This is a genomic window from uncultured Ramlibacter sp. (assembly GCF_936925435.1).
Taxonomy (GTDB): Bacteria; Pseudomonadota; Gammaproteobacteria; order Burkholderiales; family Burkholderiaceae_C; genus Ramlibacter.
The window spans coordinates 1-17,478 of sequence record NZ_CAKZHQ010000038.1 but is presented as its reverse complement, the minus strand read 5'-3'; the positions used below and the strand labels follow the sequence as shown (position 1 = coordinate 17,478).

The 17,478-nt window shown below is 68.7% G+C and carries 18 protein-coding genes; 4 read left to right on the top strand and 14 right to left on the bottom strand.

All coding sequences use genetic code 11. From position 1 onward, the window contains the following. Position 1: 1 nt before the first annotated feature. The 3 genes from moaA to glp are packed head-to-tail and all read left to right on the top strand — an operon-like array spanning position 2 to position 2,991. Positions 2 to 1,117 (top strand): GTP 3',8-cyclase MoaA, encoded by a 1,116-nt coding sequence (gene moaA, locus Q0632_RS15540; RefSeq protein WP_298931807.1) that lies wholly within the window; start codon positions 2 to 4, stop codon positions 1,115 to 1,117. Beyond that, positions 1,118 to 1,726, top strand: a complete 609-nt coding sequence (gene mobA, locus Q0632_RS15535) for a molybdenum cofactor guanylyltransferase MobA (protein WP_298931805.1) — start codon at positions 1,118 to 1,120, stop codon at positions 1,724 to 1,726. It abuts the gene before it with no gap. Next, entirely contained in the window at positions 1,723 to 2,991 is a 1,269-nt protein-coding gene (gene glp, locus Q0632_RS15530; protein WP_298931803.1) for a gephyrin-like molybdotransferase Glp, read from the top strand. Before mobA ends, glp begins: the two co-directional genes overlap by 4 nt. A 13-nt stretch (positions 2,992 to 3,004) precedes the next feature. Here glp and Q0632_RS15525 read toward each other — a convergent pair whose 3' ends face one another. The 8 genes from Q0632_RS15525 to andAc are packed head-to-tail and all read right to left on the bottom strand — an operon-like array spanning position 3,005 to position 9,782. Continuing rightward, on the bottom strand, positions 3,005 to 3,724 hold the full coding sequence (locus Q0632_RS15525) for an ABC transporter ATP-binding protein (RefSeq protein ID WP_298931801.1): 720 nt from the start codon (positions 3,722 to 3,724) through the stop codon (positions 3,005 to 3,007). After that, positions 3,721 to 4,470: an ABC transporter ATP-binding protein gene (locus Q0632_RS15520; protein WP_298931799.1), complete on the bottom strand. Its 750-nt coding sequence runs from the start codon at positions 4,468 to 4,470 to the stop codon at positions 3,721 to 3,723. Before Q0632_RS15520 ends, Q0632_RS15525 begins: the two co-directional genes overlap by 4 nt. Then, positions 4,467 to 5,420 (bottom strand): branched-chain amino acid ABC transporter permease, encoded by a 954-nt coding sequence (locus Q0632_RS15515; protein ID WP_298931797.1) that lies wholly within the window; start codon positions 5,418 to 5,420, stop codon positions 4,467 to 4,469. The genes Q0632_RS15520 and Q0632_RS15515 overlap by 4 nt, the downstream gene beginning before the upstream one ends. Positions 5,421 to 5,423: 3 nt before the next feature. After that, the gene (locus Q0632_RS15510; RefSeq protein WP_298931795.1) at positions 5,424 to 6,344 is read right to left on the bottom strand and encodes a branched-chain amino acid ABC transporter permease; all 921 of its coding nucleotides are present in this window, start codon (positions 6,342 to 6,344) and stop codon (positions 5,424 to 5,426) included. A gap of 42 nt (positions 6,345 to 6,386) precedes the next feature. Next, complete coding sequence (locus Q0632_RS15505; RefSeq protein WP_298931792.1) at positions 6,387 to 7,577, bottom strand: ABC transporter substrate-binding protein; 1,191 nt, start codon at positions 7,575 to 7,577, stop codon at positions 6,387 to 6,389. A gap of 33 nt (positions 7,578 to 7,610) precedes the next feature. After that, positions 7,611 to 7,958: a non-heme iron oxygenase ferredoxin subunit gene (locus Q0632_RS15500; protein ID WP_298931789.1), complete on the bottom strand. Its 348-nt coding sequence runs from the start codon at positions 7,956 to 7,958 to the stop codon at positions 7,611 to 7,613. 11 nt (positions 7,959 to 7,969) lie between these two features. After that, a complete protein-coding gene (andAd, locus tag Q0632_RS15495; RefSeq protein ID WP_298931897.1) occupies positions 7,970 to 8,434 on the bottom strand; it encodes an anthranilate 1,2-dioxygenase small subunit AndAd in 465 nt (154 codons plus the stop codon). 58 nt (positions 8,435 to 8,492) lie between these two features. Next, positions 8,493 to 9,782, bottom strand: coding sequence for an anthranilate 1,2-dioxygenase large subunit AndAc (gene andAc, locus Q0632_RS15490; RefSeq protein ID WP_298931787.1), 1,290 nt, complete (start codon positions 9,780 to 9,782; stop codon positions 8,493 to 8,495). Between the two features lie 165 nt (positions 9,783 to 9,947). Here andAc and andR point away from each other — a divergent pair, with 165 nt between their 5' ends. Then, positions 9,948 to 10,934, top strand: coding sequence for an anthranilate 1,2-dioxygenase regulatory protein AndR (gene andR, locus Q0632_RS15485; protein WP_298931785.1), 987 nt, complete (start codon positions 9,948 to 9,950; stop codon positions 10,932 to 10,934). On the opposite strand, the gene Q0632_RS15480 is transcribed toward andR, so the two are convergent. The 6 genes from Q0632_RS15480 to rnhA form a co-directional block, all read right to left on the bottom strand. Beyond that, positions 10,931 to 11,347, bottom strand: a complete 417-nt coding sequence (locus tag Q0632_RS15480; RefSeq protein WP_298931783.1) for a PaaI family thioesterase — start codon at positions 11,345 to 11,347, stop codon at positions 10,931 to 10,933. The genes andR and Q0632_RS15480 overlap by 4 nt on opposite strands. Before the next feature lie 84 nt (positions 11,348 to 11,431). Continuing rightward, complete coding sequence (locus Q0632_RS15475; RefSeq protein ID WP_298931781.1) at positions 11,432 to 11,887, bottom strand: GNAT family N-acetyltransferase; 456 nt, start codon at positions 11,885 to 11,887, stop codon at positions 11,432 to 11,434. Then, on the bottom strand, positions 11,884 to 12,273 hold the full coding sequence (locus Q0632_RS15470) for a VOC family protein (protein ID WP_298931779.1): 390 nt from the start codon (positions 12,271 to 12,273) through the stop codon (positions 11,884 to 11,886). The genes Q0632_RS15475 and Q0632_RS15470 overlap by 4 nt, the downstream gene beginning before the upstream one ends. Before the next feature lie 97 nt (positions 12,274 to 12,370). Next, on the bottom strand, positions 12,371 to 15,529 hold the full coding sequence (locus tag Q0632_RS15465) for an efflux RND transporter permease subunit (RefSeq protein WP_298931777.1): 3,159 nt from the start codon (positions 15,527 to 15,529) through the stop codon (positions 12,371 to 12,373). A gap of 18 nt (positions 15,530 to 15,547) precedes the next feature. Beyond that, complete coding sequence (locus tag Q0632_RS15460; RefSeq protein ID WP_298931775.1) at positions 15,548 to 16,816, bottom strand: efflux RND transporter periplasmic adaptor subunit; 1,269 nt, start codon at positions 16,814 to 16,816, stop codon at positions 15,548 to 15,550. 166 nt (positions 16,817 to 16,982) lie between these two features. Further along, on the bottom strand, positions 16,983 to 17,447 hold the full coding sequence (rnhA, locus tag Q0632_RS15455) for a ribonuclease HI (protein WP_298931773.1): 465 nt from the start codon (positions 17,445 to 17,447) through the stop codon (positions 16,983 to 16,985). Between the last annotated feature and the right edge of the window lie 31 nt (positions 17,448 to 17,478).

Below are 17,478 nucleotides of genomic sequence, written 5' to 3'. Positions count from 1 at the left end.
CATGGCCGAACGCATCATCCCCATCGTCGACCGGCGTGCCAGCACGCTGGCCGCTGGCGTTCCCGCCCAGCCCATTCCCGCCAGCGGGCTGTTGGGCGACCAGCTGGGCCGGCCGCTGCGCGACCTGCGCATCAGCGTCACCGACCGCTGCAACTTCCGCTGCAGCTACTGCATGCCCAAGGAGGTGTTCGACAAGGACTACCCCTACCTGCCGCATGCGGACCTGCTCAGCTTCGAGGAGATCACCCGGCTGGCGCGGCAGTTCGTGGCGCATGGCGTGCGCAAGATCCGCCTGACCGGCGGCGAGCCCCTGCTGCGCAAGAACATCGAGGTGCTGATCGAACAGCTGGCCGCCCTGCGCACGGTGGACGGCGAGCCGCTGGACATCACCCTGACCACCAACGGCTCGCTGCTGGCACGCAAGGCCCAGGCGCTCAAGGCCGCCGGGCTGCAGCGCGTGACGGTGAGCCTGGACGGCCTGGACGACGCGGTCTTTCGCCAGATGAACGACGTCGACTTCCCGGTGGCCGAGGTGCTCAAGGGCATCGACGCCGCGCGCGCGGCCGGCCTGGGCCCGATCAAGGTCAACATGGTGGTCAAGCGCGGCACCAACGAGCACGAGATCCTGCCGATGGCCCGCCACTTCCAGGGCACGGGGACGGTGCTGCGCTTCATCGAGTACATGGACGTGGGCGCCACCAACGGCTGGCGCATGGACGAGGTCCTGCCCTCGGCCGAGGTGGTCCAACGCATCCACGCGCAACTGCCGCTGGTGCAACTCGATCCTTCCGCGCCCGGCGAAACCGCCGAACGCTGGGGGTACAAGGATGGCTCGGGCGAGATCGGTGTCATCAGCAGCGTGACCCAGGCCTTCTGCGGCGACTGCAACCGCGCCCGGCTGTCGACCGAGGGCCAGCTCTACCTGTGCCTGTTCGCCAGCCAGGGCCATGACCTGAAGGCCTTGCTGCGCGCAGGCGCCAGCGATGCCGACATCGCTTCGGCGATTGGCCACATCTGGCAGGGCCGCAAGGACCAGTATTCGCAACTGCGCGCCTCGCTCCCCGCCGACAGCGGCAGCGGCGCCCGGCGCGTTGAAATGAGCTACATCGGAGGCTAGTTGGACAAGAACGAAGTCACGGGCCTGGTGCTGGCCGGCGGGCGCGGCTCGCGCATGGGCGGGGTCGACAAGGGGCTGCAGAATTTCCACGGCATGCCGCTGGCCTTGCACACCTTGCTGCGGCTGGGCCCGCAGGTGGGCGAGCTGATGGTCAACGCCAACCGCAACCTGTCGGCCTACGAGGCTTTCGGTTCGCCGGTCTGGCCCGACGTGCTGGCCGACTACGCCGGCCCGCTGGCGGGCTTTCTCACCGGGCTGGAGCGCTGCGAGACGCCCTGGCTGGTGACCGTGCCCTGCGACACGCCGCTGTTCCCGCAGGACCTGGTGGCCCGCCTGGGCGCTGCACTGGAAGCGCAGGACGCCGACATCGCCATGGCGGCGGCGCGCGAGGAAGACGGCCAGCTGCGCGCGCAGCCGGTGTTCAGCCTGCTGCGCGTGGACCTGCTGGACAGCCTGGTGAAGTTCACCCACGGCGGTGGCCGCAAGATCGACGCCTGGACCGCCCAGCACAAGACGGTGCTCGTGCCCTTCGACGCGCCGGGTGACCAGGCCCGGGCCTTCTTCAACGCCAACACCCTGGCCGAGCTGCACCAGCTCGAACAGCCGTGAACAGGATTGCCGATATCGCCGCCCGGCTGCAGGGCTATGACCCGCAGGCCCTGCGCGCCGACCAGGCCAACGCCTTCCTGGACCAGTTGGTGGCGCCTGTGCAAGGCAGCGAGGACGTCGCTATCTTCGGCGCACTGGGCCGCGTGCTGGCGCAGGACGTCATCTCGCCCATCAGCGTGCCGCCGCACGACAACTCCGCCATGGACGGCTACGCCTTCGACGGCGCCCAGCTGGCCGCCGGCACGGCGCTGGAGCTGCAGGTGGTGGGCACGGCCCTGGCGGGCAAGGCCTGGCAGGGCAGCGTGGGCCCCGGCCAGTGCGTCAAGATCATGACCGGCGCCATCATGCCGGCCGGCCTGGACACGGTGGTGCCGCAGGAGTTCACCCAGGCCGCCGGTGAAGGCCGCATCGCCATCCCGGCCGGGCTGCTGCAGCCCGGCGACAACCGCCGCCACAAGGGCGAAGACCTGCAGCAAGGCCTGCCAGCGCTACGAAAAGGAGAGCGTCTCACGCCCGCCGCATGCGGGCTGGCGGCCAGTTTGGGCCTGGAAACGGTGAACGTCGCGCGGCGCCTGAAGGTGGCCTACTTCTCCACCGGCGACGAGATCCTCAGCCTGGGCGAAGCGCCGCGCGAAGGTGCCGTCTACGACAGCAACCGCTACACCGTGCATGGCCTGCTGACGCGCCTGGGCTGCGAGGTCATCGACATGGGCGTGGTGCGCGACGAACCGGCCCTGCTGGAAGCGGCCTTCCGCGAAGCAGCGGCCAGCGCCGACGCCATCATCACCAGCGGCGGCGTCAGCGTGGGCGAGGCCGACTACACCAAGGCCATGATGCAAAAGCTGGGCGATGTGGCCTTCTGGAAGATCGCCATGCGGCCGGGCCGGCCGATGGCGGTGGGCAGGATCGGCAAGTCTGTTCTTTTCGGCCTACCCGGCAATCCGGTGGCCGTGATGGTCACCTTCCTGGCCTTCGTGCGCCCTGCCCTGCTGCGCATGATGGGCGGCAGCGAGCAGGCGCCACCGCTGCTGCGCGCACGCAGCCAGGAAGCCATGCGCAAGAAGCCCGGCCGCACCGAGTACCAGCGCGGCATCGTCAGCACGGCCGCCGACGGCAGCCTGCAGGTGCGCATCACCGGCAACCAGGGCTCGGGCGTGCTCTCGTCCATGGTCCAGGCCAACGGCCTGATCGTGCTGGCCCACGACCAGGGCAATATGGCCGTGGGCGACGAGGTCCAGGTGCAGATGTTCGACGGCGCGATCTAGCCACAGCCTGCGTTCACACGCCCAGGTGGTCCTGCCAGACCGAGCGGTCGGCCGCCAGCTCCTGCGAACTGCCGCTCCAGACCACCCGGCCGCGCTCGAGCACCACATGGCGATCGGCCAGGCCCATCAGGCGGTCGATGTACTTGTCCACCACCAGCGTGGTCTGGCCCGCCTGTTTGAGCTGGCGCAGGCAGCGCCAGATCTCTTCGCGGATGACAGGTGCCAGGCCCTCGGTGGCCTCATCCAGGATCAGCAGGCGCGGATTGGTCGACAGCGCGCGGGCGATGGCCAGCATCTGCTGCTCGCCGCCCGACAGCTGGTTGCCCATGTTGCGGGCGCGCTCGCGCAGCCGCGGGAACAAGGCATACAGCCGCTCCAGCGTCCAGGCGTCGCGCTGGCCGTTGCGGTTGTCGGCAAAAGCCACCAGGTGCTCCTGCACCGTGAGGTTGGGAAAGCACTGGCGCCCCTCGGGAACGATGGCCACGCCCAGGCGGGCGATGGCGTCGGGCCGCCAGCCGCCCAGCGCCGTGCCGCCGAAACGGATCTCGCCGCCGCGCAGCGCGAGCGCGCCCACAATGGTCTTGATGGTCGTGCTCTTGCCCATGCCATTGCGGCCCAGCAAGGTCACGACCTCGCCGGACCGGATGGCCAGGTCGATGCCAAACAGCACCTGGCTGGCGCCGTAACCGGCTTCCAGGCCCCGGCATTCGAGCAAAGGTGCGGGCGTGCTCATGCGACCTCCTCCGTGCCCAGGTAGACCGCCTGCACCTGGGCGTTGCCGCGGATCGCCTCGGCATCGCCGCTGACCAGGACCTTGCCGTACACCAGCACCGTGATGTGGTCGGCCAGCGCGAACACCGCTTTCATGTCGTGCTCGATCAGCAGGATGGCCATGTCGTCCTTGAGCACCTGGATCAACTCGGTCATGCGCTCGGAATCTTCCGGGCCCATGCCGGCCATGGGCTCGTCCAGCAGCAGCAGCTGGGGCCGCGAGGCCAGGGCCAGCGCGACATCGAGCTTGCGCTGCGCACCGTGCGGCAGCGTGCCGGCGATGCGGTCCATCTCGTGCGCCAGACCGACACGCTGCGCCAGGGCCGCGGCGGCCTCCTGCAGCGCAGCCTCGGCGTCGCGCGGGCGCAGGAAGCGCATGGAGCTGCCGGCGTGGGCCTGCGCCGCCAGCAGCAGGTTGGCCCGCACGCTGGCGCCACGGAAGATGCTGGTGATCTGGAAACAGCGCGACAGCCCGGCGCGCACGCGCTGGTGCATGCCCAGCGGCGTCAGGTCGGTGCCGGCGAGGACGATGGAGCCGGCGTCGGCCGGCAGCAGGCCGGAGATCAGGTTGACCAGGGTCGACTTGCCGGCGCCGTTGGGGCCGATGAGCGCATGGATCTGGCCGGCGTCCACCGCCAGGCCGACGTTGTCGGTGGCCTTGAGGGCACCGAAGTTCTTGCACAGGCCTTGCACGCTGAACAGGCTCATCGCGCGGCCTCCGCCCGGCGGTCGAACACCGCGGCAATGCCGCGCGGCGCCAGGAAGACGATGGCGATCAACAGCAGGCCCAGCGGCAGGTGCCAGTAGTCGGTGTGCTGCTTGACGACCTCCTCCAGCAGGATCCACACCGCCGCGCCGACCGGGCCGCCCCAGCGCCGGCCGACACCGCCGATCACCACCATCACGATCAGCGTGGCCGACTGGGTCCAGTGCATCACGCCGGGACTGACGAAGCTGTTGTGCGAGACCAGCAGCGCGCCGGCCAGTCCGGCGACGCCGGCGGCGATGGCGAAAGCCACCAGTTGGACGCGCAGTACGGGGTAGCCCATGGCGTGCATGCGCGTCTCGTTGTCGCGGATGCCTTGCAAGGCCTGGCCGAAACGCGCCTGGGTCGCGCGGTTGAACAAGGCCATCACCAGCGCGAACAGGACCAGCACGACCCAGTAAAACGTCGGCCCGTGGGCGCTGTCCAGCCCCAGGCCGAGCGCCGGCCGCTGCTGCAGGTTGTAGCCGTCGTCGCCGCCGTAGGTGCGCAGCGACACGCAGATGTAGTAGAGCATCTGGGCGAAGGCCAGGGTGATCATGATGAAGTAGACGCCCCGGGTGCGCAGCGCCACAGCGCCGATGGCCAGGGCCGCCAGCGCGGCGACGGCCAGCGCCGCCGGCCACAGCAGCCAGGCCGAGGCCACGCCGGCATCGGCCAGGGCCACCAGGGTGTAGGCGCCCAGGCCCATGAAGCCCGCATGGCCCAGGGCCACCATGCCGCCGAAGCCCAGGATGAAATTCAGTGAGGCGGCCGCCAGCGCGAAGACCAGGGCGCGGCGCACGAAGCCGATGTAGAAATCCATGCCCAGCAGGGGCGCCACCAGCGGAAAGGCGGCCAGCAGGGCCAGCGCCAGCCAGGGCGCCCAGCGCAGCAGGGGAAAGGGCTTTGCCATGGCTCAGCCCCTCGCCGGGAACAGGCCGGCCGGCTTGAAGGCCAGCACGCCGGCCATCAGCGCATAGGTGGCCAGGCCGGCCAGCGCGGGCGCCAGGTCCGACACCAGCGTGGGCGGCAGAACCGTGCGCAGCGCCATCGGCACGAAGGCCCGGCCCAGGGTGTCGACCAGGCCGACCAGCAGCGCCGCGACGAAGGCCCCGCGCACCGAGCCGATGCCGCCGATCACCAGCACCACCAGGGCCGGGATCAGGATCTCCTCGCCCATGCCGACCTGCACCGCCGTGATCGGCCCCATCAGCGCGCCGGCCAGCGCGGCCAGTGCCGCGCCCAGCATGAACACCAGGGAGAAGATCCGGCCGACGCGCACACCCATCAGTTCGGCCATGGGGCGGTTGGAGGCCCCGGCGCGCACCAGCATGCCCACACGCGTGTGGTTGACCAGCAGGTACAGCCCCAGCGCCACCAGCACGCCGCTGGCCAGGATCACCAGCCGGTAGGCCGGGTACGGCAAGCCCGGCAGGATGGTGATGGGCTGGGCCAGCAGCGCCGGCGTGCCCGCCATGATGGGCGCCGGGCCCCAGATCATCTTGACCACGTCATCGGCCACCAGGATGATTCCGAAGGTGGCGAGCACCTGCGACAGATGGTCACGGCCATAGAGCCGGCGCACCAGCAGCGCCTCCAGCACCAGGGCCACCAGCACGATGACGGCGATGGCCGCCAGCACGCCGCCGACGAAGGAGCCCGACGTCGTGTGCACCTGCGCCGCCACGTAGGCGCCGCCCATGAACAGCGAGCCATGCGCCAGGTTCATCACGTCCATGATGCCGAACACCAGGGTCAGGCCGGCGGCCAGCAGGAACAGCATGAGGCCGTAGCCGATGCCGTTGAGCAGTTGCTCGACGAGGAGGATGCCTGTCATGGGGAATGTGAACCTGGGGTCTGGCGGTGGGCGTCAGGACGCTCACTTCATCTTGCATTGCTCGAAGTAGGCGTCGCGGTAGCCCTTGAGCGGCGTCGACAAGGTCTTGTTGGTGATCTGGCCCTGGGCGTTCTTGCCGATCACGCGCAGGTAGTAGTCCTGCACCGGGAACTGGTTGTTGCCGTACTTGAAGCTGCCACGGTTGGACTGGAAGTTGGCGGCCTTCAGGGCCTTGAGCACGGCCTCCTTGTCCTTCACATTGCCCTTGACATCGCGCACGGCGGCATCGATGGACATGATGGCGTCGTAGGCATGGGCGGCATAGAAGGTCGGGTAGCGGTTGTAGGCCTTGCGGAACTCGCTGACGAATTTCACATTGGCCGGATTCGTCAGGTCATGCGACCACGGCGAGGTGCTGAACAGGCCGAGCATGGGTTCGCCGACGGCGGCGATGGTGTCCTCGTCGGCCGAAGCCGGTCCGGTCACCAGGGTGACGTCCTTGGACAGGCCGGCGGCGACGAACTGCTTGATGAAGTTGATGCCCATGCCGCCGGGCAGGAAGAAGAAGACCGCTTCGGGCTTGGCCGCGCGGATCTGGGCCAGCTCGGCCGCGTAGTCCAGCTGACCTACCTTGCCATAGACCTCGGCGGCGATCGTGCCCTTGAAGCGGCGCTTGAAGCCGGTCAGGTGGTCGCGGCCGGCCGGGTAGTTGGGGGCGATGATGAAAGCGCTCTTGAAGCCCTTGTCGCTGGCGTACTGGCCGGCGGCCTCGTCCCAGGTGTCGTTCTGGTAGGACAGGCCGAAGAAGTAGGGGTTGCACTGGGCGCCGGCGTACTGGCTGGGGCCGGGGTTGCCGCTGATGTAGGGCACCTTGGCGGCGAACAGCGCCGGACCCACGGCCAGCGCCACGTTGGACGGCGTGGGGCCGGTGAAGAAGTCGATCTTGTTTTGCTGGATGAAGCGGTCCACCACCTGCTTGGCCTGGTCCGGGCTGCCGGCGGTGTCGACCTGCAGGAACTCGGCCGGCAGGCCGCCGAGCTTGCCGTCCAGCAGCTTGACCGCCAGGTTGATGGCGTCACGCGCCTCGGCGCCGCCGGAGGCGAAGGGGCCGGAGATGTCCAGGGCCAGGCCCACCTTGATGGGGTCCGCAGCCTGCACGCCGGTGGCCAGGGCGGCCCCCAGGGCGAGGGCCAGGCCGGTGGCGAGGTGGCGGGTGGTTTTCACGAGCTTCATGGGGAACTCCAGACAGGGGTTGAAACGTTGATGTCAGGGATGGGCCGGCACGGCGACCTGGACGCGGCCCTCGTGCACACGCACCGGGTAGGTCCGCACGCCCTCGGTGACGGGGCCGCCGCAGGCTTCGCCGGTGGCCAGCTTGAACAGGCCCTGGTGCAGCGGGCACTCGACGCAGCCGTTCTCGATATAGCCGTCGGACAGCCGGGCGGCGCCGTGGGTGCACAGGTCGTGCAGCGCGTGCAGCAGGCTGCCGTCACGGAACATGGCGATCGCCACGCCCTCGACCACCACCGGCCAGGCCGCGCCGTCCTGGAAGTCGTCGGGCTCTCCGACGTCGTGCCAGGCCGCCAGGGCCACGGGGACTTCTGCTTGTGTCATGGGAATGGCGCTCAGATCGGGGTGGCCAGCAGCGTCATCACGCGCGAGGTGTCGTAGATGGCGCGGCGCGACTTGTAGCGCCAGCCTTCCGGCGTGCGCACGATGCGGTCGTGGTAGCGGCCGGCCTGGTACACGAAAGAAGCGCCGTCGGTGCGGGTCTGCACCACCACATAGCTGGAGGCCGCCTCCACCGTGTCGTCGTCCACCGCGGTGATCTGCAGGCCCGAGGTCAGGTGGCGGCAGGAGTGGGTTTCGTAGATGTTGGCATGGCGCAGCGAGAGCACGCGGTCGCGCAGCATGCGCTGGTTGTCGCAATGGATCAGGCCGATGGGCAGGCCCAGGTCGGCGTTCTCGCGCGGCACGATCTCGTAGTTGCAGTCATGCGTGAACAGGCTGGCCCATTCTTCCAGGCGGTCGTTGTCCAGCGCGGCGCTGTAGCGCTCCTGCAGCTGCTGGATCTCGAACCACAGCAGCATGGAAGCGAGTGAGGCGGGCACGGCTTTTTCTTCGGTGAAGGCATTCATGGCACGTTCCTCAATAGCCCATCAGGCGCTGGTAGCCGGACCAGAAGCGGCGGATCAGGTTCTCCGTCACCATCGTGTCCTGGCGGTTGGGGTCGGCCAGTCCCAGGTCCATGACCGAGGTGGCATCGCGGTCGCGCACCGTGCCGCGCTGCACCAGCTCGGTGGCCTCCGTGTCTTCCATCGAGATGTAGCCCGCCGGTCCCACCAGGTTGGCCTGCTTGATGCGAAGCGCCCGCATCTCCGGCGTGTCGTCGGCGTAGCCGAAGAAGTGGAACACCAGCTCAAACTCCCCCGGCGCCTTGGGCAGCACCTGGCGCGCCACCAGGGTGTTGTGGATCTGTTGCAGCACCAGCTGCGGGAAGATGGTCTGGATGTGGTTGGTGCAGTCTTCCTCGTATTCCGACACGAAGGCCAGCACCGAGTCGTCTTCCAGCTTGAAGCCGTCGTCCATCGAGCGGATGGCCTGGCTCTTGTAGGCGCTGGCGGTGTCCGACTCATCCACCTTGGTGGCGGTGATGATGCTGTGCAGGCCGTGCCTGGCGTCGGGCAGCGAGCGCGCCTTCATGCCGACGCGGAAGATGTTGAAGGTGGTGTGGAACAGGTGCAGCAGGCTGGCGTGGTACGGGTCCTTGACGTTCTCGTAGTACAGCTTCCAGTTGGACTTGGCGTACTGGCGGGTGCAGCCCAGGTAGACGATGGGCTTGCACATCACGCGGTCGACCCAGGGCCGCATCTGCTCGCCGATGTACTCCTCCAGCGGCGGGCTGTCCTCGCTGAAGGTGGCGAACACCAGGCCCTTGTAGCTGTCGGCGCGCAGCTGGCGCAGGCCGTGGTCCTTGAGCTGGAAGTCCGCCGGCATGCCGGGCGCCCCGTTCTGGCCGCGGCGGAAGGGCACGCCCTGCAGGTTGCCGCGCGTGTCGAAGCTCCACTGGTGGTAGACGCAGGTATGGCTCTTGGCGTTGCCGCGCGCATTGCGGCAGACCACGGCGCCGCGGTGGGCGCAGCGGTTCACCCAGGCGGCCAGGCCGCCGTCTTCCGTGCGCGTGACCACCACCGGCGTGTCGCCGACGAAGGTGCTCTTGTAGTCACCCGGCTGGGGGATTTCAGCCTCCAGGGCCACGAAGCTCCAGACCGGGCCGCGGAAGATGCGCTCCTGTTCGCGCTCGTAGACTTCGCGCGAACTAAATACCTCGTACGGAACGCGTGAACCGTCGGAGTGCGGGAAATGCACCACGCGAGCGGCGGGCGTGCCGTCCGTGTCTCGCTTGAGTGCGCTCGTGTCGATGACTGCCTGGTCCATTGGGGTCCTTTCCAGCTACGCAGGGGGGTTGCAGCCATTGTTTGGCGCCCTCCCCCGCGCCGCTATCCACGCAACGCAGGCAACGGCGCCGGCTATCCGGATGTCGCAGGCTTTTTGTCAGCTTTCCCGACGCCAGCGGCTTGGTTCTTGCCTGCATCCCGGCCGATGTCCACCGCCAGCACCTTCGATCCCACTGCCCTGCGCGCGCACAGGCTGTTCGAGTCCCACGACCTGGACGACGCCCGCGAGCGCATCTCGCGCGTCATGCAGCCGCACCAGTTGCGCCCGCTGGCGAGTCCGGCGCTGCGGCCCCATTCGCACATGGACTTCACGCGCATCGGGGCTCTGGGCCTGGGCACGATAGGCTTCGGCGAGGCGGTGCAGGTCGACGTCGGCACGGTGCAGGATTACCACCTGCTGATGTTCTGCCTGCGGGGCCGCGCCGAGGTGCGCACCGGCGACCGCCAGGTCCAGACCAGCGCCAGCAAGGGCGTGATCTGCGCGCCGGGCCAGACCTTCGTGGCCGACCTGTCGGCCGACTGCGAGCAATTCGTCGTGCGGCTGGACCGGCGCGCCGTCGAGGCGCATTGCGGCCGCGCCATCGCCTTCGACCCCCTGCTGGACCTGGGCCGCCCCGAACTGCAGGCCTGGTTCGAGCAGCTGCGGCTGCTCAGCACCTCCGACACCTTGCTGCTGACGGCGCAGCGGCGCCCCTTGATCGCCGCCGAGCTGGAGCGGCTGCTGGTGCAGTTGCTGCTCGATGGCCAGGCCTGGAGCGACGCGCCCGCCTCGGGGCGGCGCGACCACACGGAATTCCGGGCGCCTGCGGCAGGCTGCGTGCGCCGCGCCGAGGTCTACATCGAGGAGCATGCCGGCGAGCCGGTGCGGCTGGCCGACATCGCCGACGCGGCCGGCGTGCCCGTGCGCACCCTGCTCGATGCCTTCCAGCGTTTTCGCGACCGCAGCCCCATGCAGCAGCTGCGCGATGTGCGCCTGCAGCGCGCCCGCGAGCAGTTGCAGGCTGCGGACGAGGGCACGCGGGTCTCGACGGTGGCGCTGGACTGCGGCTTTGGCCACCTGGGCCGGTTTGCGCAGGACTACCAGCGCCGCTTCGGCGAAACGCCCTCCGCCACGCTGGCCGCCCGCGGCTAGGCTGCCACGGGCACCAGCAGCGTCTCGCCCGTCGCCACCAGTTTTTCTTCGCCCGCCGTCACGGCAAACAGCTCACAGGCGGTGAAGACCTGGGTCTTGCCCGGCTTGACCACGCGGGCGCGGGCGATGAAGCGCTCGCCCACCGCCGGGCGCAGGCAGTTGACCGCGTAGTGCGAGGCCAGCACCCGGCCCGACAGCGTGGCCGCCGCAAAGCCGCAGGCCGTGTCGATCAGCGCGCCCACCAGGCCGGCATGCAGGAAGCCCGCGTACTGGCCCATGTCGGCGCGCCAGGCCATGCTGATCTGCGCCTGGCCGGCGTCGGCGCTGTCGACCACGATGGCGCACCAGCTGTTGAAGGCGGCGCTGCGGTTGATGGCGCGGATCTGCGCGAGCGTGTCGTCCGGGCTGGGCATGGCGAATCCCTGTGGAGAGGAGATGCGCCAATGTAGGTTCAGGCGCGCAGCCTGGCTGTCAATGCAGCGACAGGTGCAAGCCGGCTACAGCCGTAGCGTCATGAAGACGCTGTTGGGGTCCGGCGCATAGTCACCAAACGGCCCGCAGACCGTGAAGCCGACGCTGGCATACAGCTGCTGCGCGGGCTGGAAGGCCGGCTGTGCGCCGGTCTCCAGGCTGAGGCGCTGGTAGCCCCGTGCCCGCGCGGTGGCGATGATGTGGGCCAGCATGGCGCGCCCGGCGCCGCGACCGCGCAGCGCCGCCGGCGTGCGCATGGACTTGACCTCGCCATGCGACGCGTCCAGTTCCTTGAGCGCGCCGCAGCCCAGCAGCAGCGGGCCCTCCCAGGCCGACCAGAAACTGATCTCAGGCCGGCGCAGTCTGTCCAGGTCCAGGGCGTGGACGCTCTCTGGCGGCGACTGCGCGCGCATGTCGCGCAGGTGCTCCTCGAGCAGAGCGTGGATCTGCGCGCGCGACAGGTCGTCCAGTTCGATCTTCATGGCGATGCTTGGTAGAGTTCCAGCGGCAGGCCGTCGGGGTCGGCGAAGAAGACGAAGCGCCGCTGCGTGTACTCGTCGGTGCGGACTGCTTCGACCGCAATGCCCATGGATTCGAGGCGCTGCTTGCACTGCGCGACATCGTCCACCTCGAAAGCCAGATGGCGCAGGCCGCGCGCTTCGGGGTAGGACGGACGAGGCGGCGCGCCGGGAAAGGAAAACAGCTCGATCTGCGTGCCATCGGGCAGGGCCAGGTCCAGCTTGTGGGAGTTGCGGTCGGAGCGGAAATTTTCCGCCACGACGCGCAAGCCCAGGACCTGCGTGTAAAAGCGCTTCGACACCGCGTAGTCGGAGCAGATGATGGCGGCGTGGTGCAGGCGCTTCAGCATGCGCAAGCGCAGTCAGCGCTCTCGATTTCATAGCGCTTGCAGCAAATCTGGCGGGGTCTGGCGGCCGATTTTCTTCTCAAGATGGCCCCGCAAGCCTTTACTTGGCCACCAGCTCGTCGTGGTGCCCCAGGGCCGTCTCTTTCGCTTGCGCCTTGTTGGCGCCCGGCACCTTGTGGCGAGCGAACAGCGAGTACATGGTGGGGACGACGAAGATGGTCAGCAGCGTGCCCAGCGACATGCCGCCGACGATGACCCAGCCGATCTGCTGGCGGCTCTCGGCGCCGGCGCCGGTGGCCAGGGCCAGGGGCAGTGCGCCCAGCACCATGGCACCGGTGGTCATCAGGATGGGGCGCAGCCGCTGCGACGAAGCCTTGACCAGGGCATCGACCATCTCCATGCCCTGCTCGCGCAACTGGTTGGTGAACTCCACGATCAGGATGCCGTGCTTGGTGATCAGGCCCACCAGGGTGATCAGGCCGATCTGCGAGTACACGTTGAGCGAGCCGCCGGACCACTTCAGGGCCAGCAGCGCGCCGATCATGGACAGCGGCACGGCCAGCATGATGACCAGCGGGTCGACGAAGCTCTCGAACTGCGCCGCCAGCACCAGCAGGATGAACACCAGGGCCAGCACGAAGACCACGGCCAGCGCGCCCTGCGAGTTGCGGAACTCGCGCGAGGTGCCGTTGAGGTCGGTGCTGTAGCCGGGCTTGAGGACGCGCGAGGCCGCGCCGTTGAGGTAGGTCAGCGCCTCGCCCAGCGAATACTCGGGCGCCAGGTTGGCCGAGATGGTGACCGAGCGGCGCTGGCCGAAGTGGTTGAGCTCGCGCGGGCTGACGCTCTCGCGCACCTTGACCAGGGTCGACAGCGGGATCACCGTGTCGTTGCGGCCGCGCACATAGATGCTGTCGATGTCCTCCGGCGTGGTGCGGCCCGAGGACTGCACCTGGACGATCACGTCGTACTGCTCGGCGTCGCGCTTGTAGCGTGTCACGTTGCGCCCGCCCAGCATGGTCTCGATGGCGCGGGCCACCACGTCCACGCCCACGCCCAGATCGGCGGCGCGCGCGCGGTCGATGTCGATGCGCAGCTCGGGTTTGTTCAGCCGCAGGTCGACGTCGGGCTGCAGGATGCCGGGCTGCTTGGCGATCTCGTCCATCATCTGGCGCACCACCTGGTTGAGGTTCTGGTAGCTGTCCGAGGTCTGGATCACGAAGTTGACCGGCCGGTCGCGGAAGCCCTGGCCCAGCGAGGGCGGTGTGATCGGGATGGCAGTGACGCCCGGCAACGCGCCGAACTTGGAGCCCAGCTCGCGCGCCAGGTCGATGGTGCTGCGCTTGCGGTCTTCCCAGTCGACCGTGCGGTAGGTCACGTTGGCCTGCGACACCGAGGGATTGCCGACATTGCCGAAGATGCGGTCGAACTCCTTGTACTGCGTGCCCAGCTTCTCCAGCGCCGTGGCGTAGCGATTGGTGTACTCCAGCGTGGCGCCGTCCGGCGCCGTGATGGTGGCCGAGATGACGCCGCGGTCTTCCATCGGCGAGAGCTCCGCGCGCATGCTCGGATAGACCACGAAGATGCCCAGGGCGCTGGCCAGCATCGTGCCCAGAACGATCCAGCGGGCCTGGACGAAGAAGCTGCGCACGCGCGCACCGATGCCGCGCTCGCCCGGCGCGCGCTTGTAGCCGGTGGTCACGATCCAGCGCAGCAAACTGCCGTAGCTGTCCGAGACCTTGTTCAGAATGCTTTCCATCCCCCGGTCAAAGCGATTGGGCTTGGGGTTGTGGCGCAGCAGCAGCGCGCACAGCATGGGCGTGAGCGTCAGCGCGACAAAGCCCGAGACCACCACCGCGCCGGCCAGCGCCAGAGCGAACTCGATGAACAGGCGGCCGGTGCGCCCCGGTGTGAAGGCCAGCGGCGCGTACACCGCCACCAGGGTCATGGTCATGGTGATGACCGCAAAGCCGATTTCGCGCGCGCCCTTGATGGCCGCGGAGAACGGGTCCAGCCCCTCCTCGATGTGGCGGAAGATGTTCTCCAGCATCACGATGGCGTCGTCCACCACCAGGCCGATGGCCAGCACCAGGGCCAGCAGGGTCAGGGTGTTGATGGAAAAGCCCGCCATCGCCATCAGGGCGAAGGTGCCGATCAGGCTGACCGGGATGGTGATGATGGGGATGATGGAGGCGCGGAAGGTGCGCAGGAAGACGAAGATCACCAGTGCCACCAGGACCACCGCCTCGACGATGGTGCGGTAGACGTTCTTGATCGAGCGGTCGATGAACACCGAGTTGTCGTTGGCGATGTCGATCACCACGTCGGCCGGGAGGTCCTGCTTGAGCTTGGGCAGCATCTCACGCACGCCCGTCGACAGGTCCAGCGGGTTGGCGGTGGCCTGGCGGATCACGCCGGCGGAGATGGCGTCGCGGCCATTGAGGCGCACCGCGCTGCGCTCGTCGGCTGCGGCTTCCTGCACCCGCGCCACATCGCGGATCTTGATCGGGAAGCCGTTGGCGGTCTTGATGGTGATGTCGCCGAACTGGGCCGGCCGCACCAGGTCGGTCTGCGAGGTGACGCTGAACTCGCGCTGGCGCGACTCGATGCGCCCGCCGGGCAGCTCCAGGTTGCTGCGGCGGATGGCGTCTTCCACGTCCTGGGGCGTCAGCCGGTAACCGGCCAGCTTCTCGGCATCCAGCCACACGCGCATGGCGTACTTGCGCTCGCCGTAGATGCGCACGTCGGCCACGCCCGTGACGGTCTGCAGGCGCGGCTTGACGACGCGGTTGACCAGGTCGTTGATCTGCAGCGGCGTCAGCGTGTCGCTGGAAAAGGCCAGAAAGATCACCGGGAAGGCATCGGCCTCGACCTTGGCGATCACCGGCTCCTCGATCGCCTGGGGCAGGCGGTTGCGCACGCGCGAGGTGCGGTCGCGCACCTCGGCGGCCGCGGCGTCGGCGTCTTTCTCCAGGCGGAAGCGCACCGAGATCTGGCTCTGGTCGGCCCGGCTGATCGAGGTGATGACGTCCACCCCGTCGATGCCGGCGATGGAGTCTTCCAGCGGCTTGGAGATCTGGGTCTCGATCACCTCGGCCGAGGCGCCGGGGTACTTGACGCTCACCGTGACCACCGGCTCGTCGATCTTGGGGTATTCGCGCACCGTCAGGCGGTTGAAGCTCACCGCCCCCACCAGCAGGATCAGCAGGGACAGCACGGTGGCGAAGACCGGGCGGCGGATCGAGATTTCGGCCAGTTGCATTGCGAGCTCTCCGCGGGATCAGGACTTGGCGGGCCGGGCTTCGGCCGATGCCGTCATCGCGCAGGGATTGGCGCCTGCAGGCGCCGAGGCAGCGGCCTGCGGGGCGGCGGCCGCTGCTGCTGCGGGACGTGCGCCGGCCGGCCGGGGGCCGCCGGCCGGCGCCTTGGCCAGCTCGATCACGCGCACCGGCATGCCGTCTTTTTGCACCCGCTGCTGGCCGGCCGTGACGACCATGTCGCCGGGCTGCAGCCCCTCGGTGATCTCCACCTGACCGGGTCGGCGGATGCCAACCTTGACCTCGACGCGCTGGGCGATCTTGGTGTCGCCGTCGGGCCCGTCGACCAGCTTGATCACCGACTGGCGGTTGCCCTGGGGCACGATGGCCTCCTCGGGCACGACACGCGCCTCATTGCGCTCGCCAAAGACCGTGGTGACGCGGGCAAACATGCCGGGGCGCAGGGCCAGGCTGCGGTTGTCGATGCAGCCGCGCACGCCGACCGAGCGGCCGTTGGCGTCGACCAGCGGGTCGACCGCCTGCACCACGGCGTTGAACTTGCGGCCGGGCAGCGCGTCGATGTCGATCAGCGCGCGCTGGCCGCGCTGCAGCTTGGACTGGAAGCGTTCGGGCAGGCGGAAGTCGACAAAGAGGGCGTCGATGTCCTCGATGTTGACGATGTCGGCGCCATCCTTGAGGTAGTCGCCGACGTTGACCGTGCGGATGCCGGCGATGCCGTCAAAAGGCGCCAGGATGCGCAGGCGCGCGGCGCTCGCCTGGGCCAGCGACAGCTTGGCCTGGGCCACCAGCAGGTTGGCCGCGCTCTCGTCGACCGAGCGCTGGCTGATGAAGTTCTGCGCCACCAGTTCCTGGTTGCGCTTGTGGTTGGCCTGGGCGATGGACAGTTCGGCCTGGGCCTGCTGGACCTGGGCCTGGGGCAACTGGTCGTCCAGCTGCACCAGCAGTTGGCCCTTGCGCACCCGGTCGCCGTCGCGGAAATTGAGCTTGGTGACGCGGCCGCTGATCTCGGGCCGCAGCATCACGCCCTGGCGCGAACGCAGGCTGCCCACGGCCTGGACGTCATCGGTGAGCTTCATGGTCTCGACCCGGGCCACCTCCACCGCCGGGGCCCTGCCGCCGCCGGGGCCGCTGGCGGCCGCTTGCGGGGCGCTGGCCTCGCTGCTGGCGCCGGCCTTGGCGCCGCCGGATTTGTTCTGGAACCACCAGGCAGCGCCGGAAGCGGCCACGATGCCGACCGCGGCCACCACGATGTAAAGGGGTTTGGATGCCATGAAAAGAGAGTCCGTCGAAAAGTACTTCTGCCCGCCGGTTACAACATGCAACTAACCTGCCAATGTAGCAGGCCGACCCCTGAAATGCCTAAGAAAACGGACTGCGCCGGGTGGCAAACACGCAACTCCCGTGCCGTCTTCACCAGCGCTTTACATTGCGCTCGCCTCAGGCCCGGCCCAGTGCCATGTCCACCCCGCGGTTGGCCAGCATGTCGGCCCGCTCGTTGCCCGGGTCGCCGTTGTGGCCGCGCACCCAGCGCCAGTCGATCTTGTGCCCCCCCTTGGAGACAAGAGCATCGAGCTGCTGCCAGAGTTCCACGTTCTTGACCGGTTGCTTGGAAGCGGTGCGCCAGCCCTTGGCCTTCCAGCCGGGCAGCCACTCGGTGATGCCCTTGAGCACGTACTGGCTGTCCAGGTACAGGGTGACCTCGCAGGGGCGCTTGAGGGCCTGCAGGGCCTGGATCACGGCCATCATCTCCATGCGGTTGTTGGTGGTGCCCAGTTCGCCGCCGAACAGTTCTTTTTCGGTTCCGCCGGACTTGAGCAGCACGCCCCAGCCGCCCGGGCCGGGATTGCCCTTGCAGGCGCCATCGGTGTAGATCTCGATCATGTTGTCGCTTGTTGTCGTCATTCTGAAGATTCCCGGTGGCTGCGGTTGGCGA

Coding starts and splice junctions, on each gene's coding strand:
- Q0632_RS15460 (WP_298931775.1), bottom strand. CDS start 16,816: ATGGCATCCAAACCCCTTTACATCGTGGTGGCCGCGGTCGGCATCGTG.
- Q0632_RS15475 (WP_298931781.1), bottom strand. CDS start 11,887: ATGAAGATCGAACTGGACGACCTGTCGCGCGCGCAGATCCACGCTCTG.
- andAd (WP_298931897.1), bottom strand. CDS start 8,434: ATGCTGCTGTGGTTCGAGATCCAGCAGCTGCAGGAGCGCTACAGCGCC.
- andAc (WP_298931787.1), bottom strand. CDS start 9,782: ATGGACCAGGCAGTCATCGACACGAGCGCACTCAAGCGAGACACGGAC.
- Q0632_RS15515 (WP_298931797.1), bottom strand. CDS start 5,420: ATGGCAAAGCCCTTTCCCCTGCTGCGCTGGGCGCCCTGGCTGGCGCTG.
- rnhA (WP_298931773.1), bottom strand. CDS start 17,447: ATGACGACAACAAGCGACAACATGATCGAGATCTACACCGATGGCGCC.
- Q0632_RS15500 (WP_298931789.1), bottom strand. CDS start 7,958: ATGACACAAGCAGAAGTCCCCGTGGCCCTGGCGGCCTGGCACGACGTC.
- Q0632_RS15465 (WP_298931777.1), bottom strand. CDS start 15,529: ATGCAACTGGCCGAAATCTCGATCCGCCGCCCGGTCTTCGCCACCGTG.
- Q0632_RS15525 (WP_298931801.1), bottom strand. CDS start 3,724: ATGAGCACGCCCGCACCTTTGCTCGAATGCCGGGGCCTGGAAGCCGGT.
- Q0632_RS15480 (WP_298931783.1), bottom strand. CDS start 11,347: ATGCCCAGCCCGGACGACACGCTCGCGCAGATCCGCGCCATCAACCGC.
- Q0632_RS15505 (WP_298931792.1), bottom strand. CDS start 7,577: ATGAAGCTCGTGAAAACCACCCGCCACCTCGCCACCGGCCTGGCCCTC.
- moaA (WP_298931807.1), top strand. CDS start 2: ATGGCCGAACGCATCATCCCCATCGTCGACCGGCGTGCCAGCACGCTG.
- Q0632_RS15510 (WP_298931795.1), bottom strand. CDS start 6,344: ATGACAGGCATCCTCCTCGTCGAGCAACTGCTCAACGGCATCGGCTAC.
- Q0632_RS15520 (WP_298931799.1), bottom strand. CDS start 4,470: ATGAGCCTGTTCAGCGTGCAAGGCCTGTGCAAGAACTTCGGTGCCCTC.
- andR (WP_298931785.1), top strand. CDS start 9,948: ATGTCCACCGCCAGCACCTTCGATCCCACTGCCCTGCGCGCGCACAGG.
- Q0632_RS15470 (WP_298931779.1), bottom strand. CDS start 12,273: ATGCTGAAGCGCCTGCACCACGCCGCCATCATCTGCTCCGACTACGCG.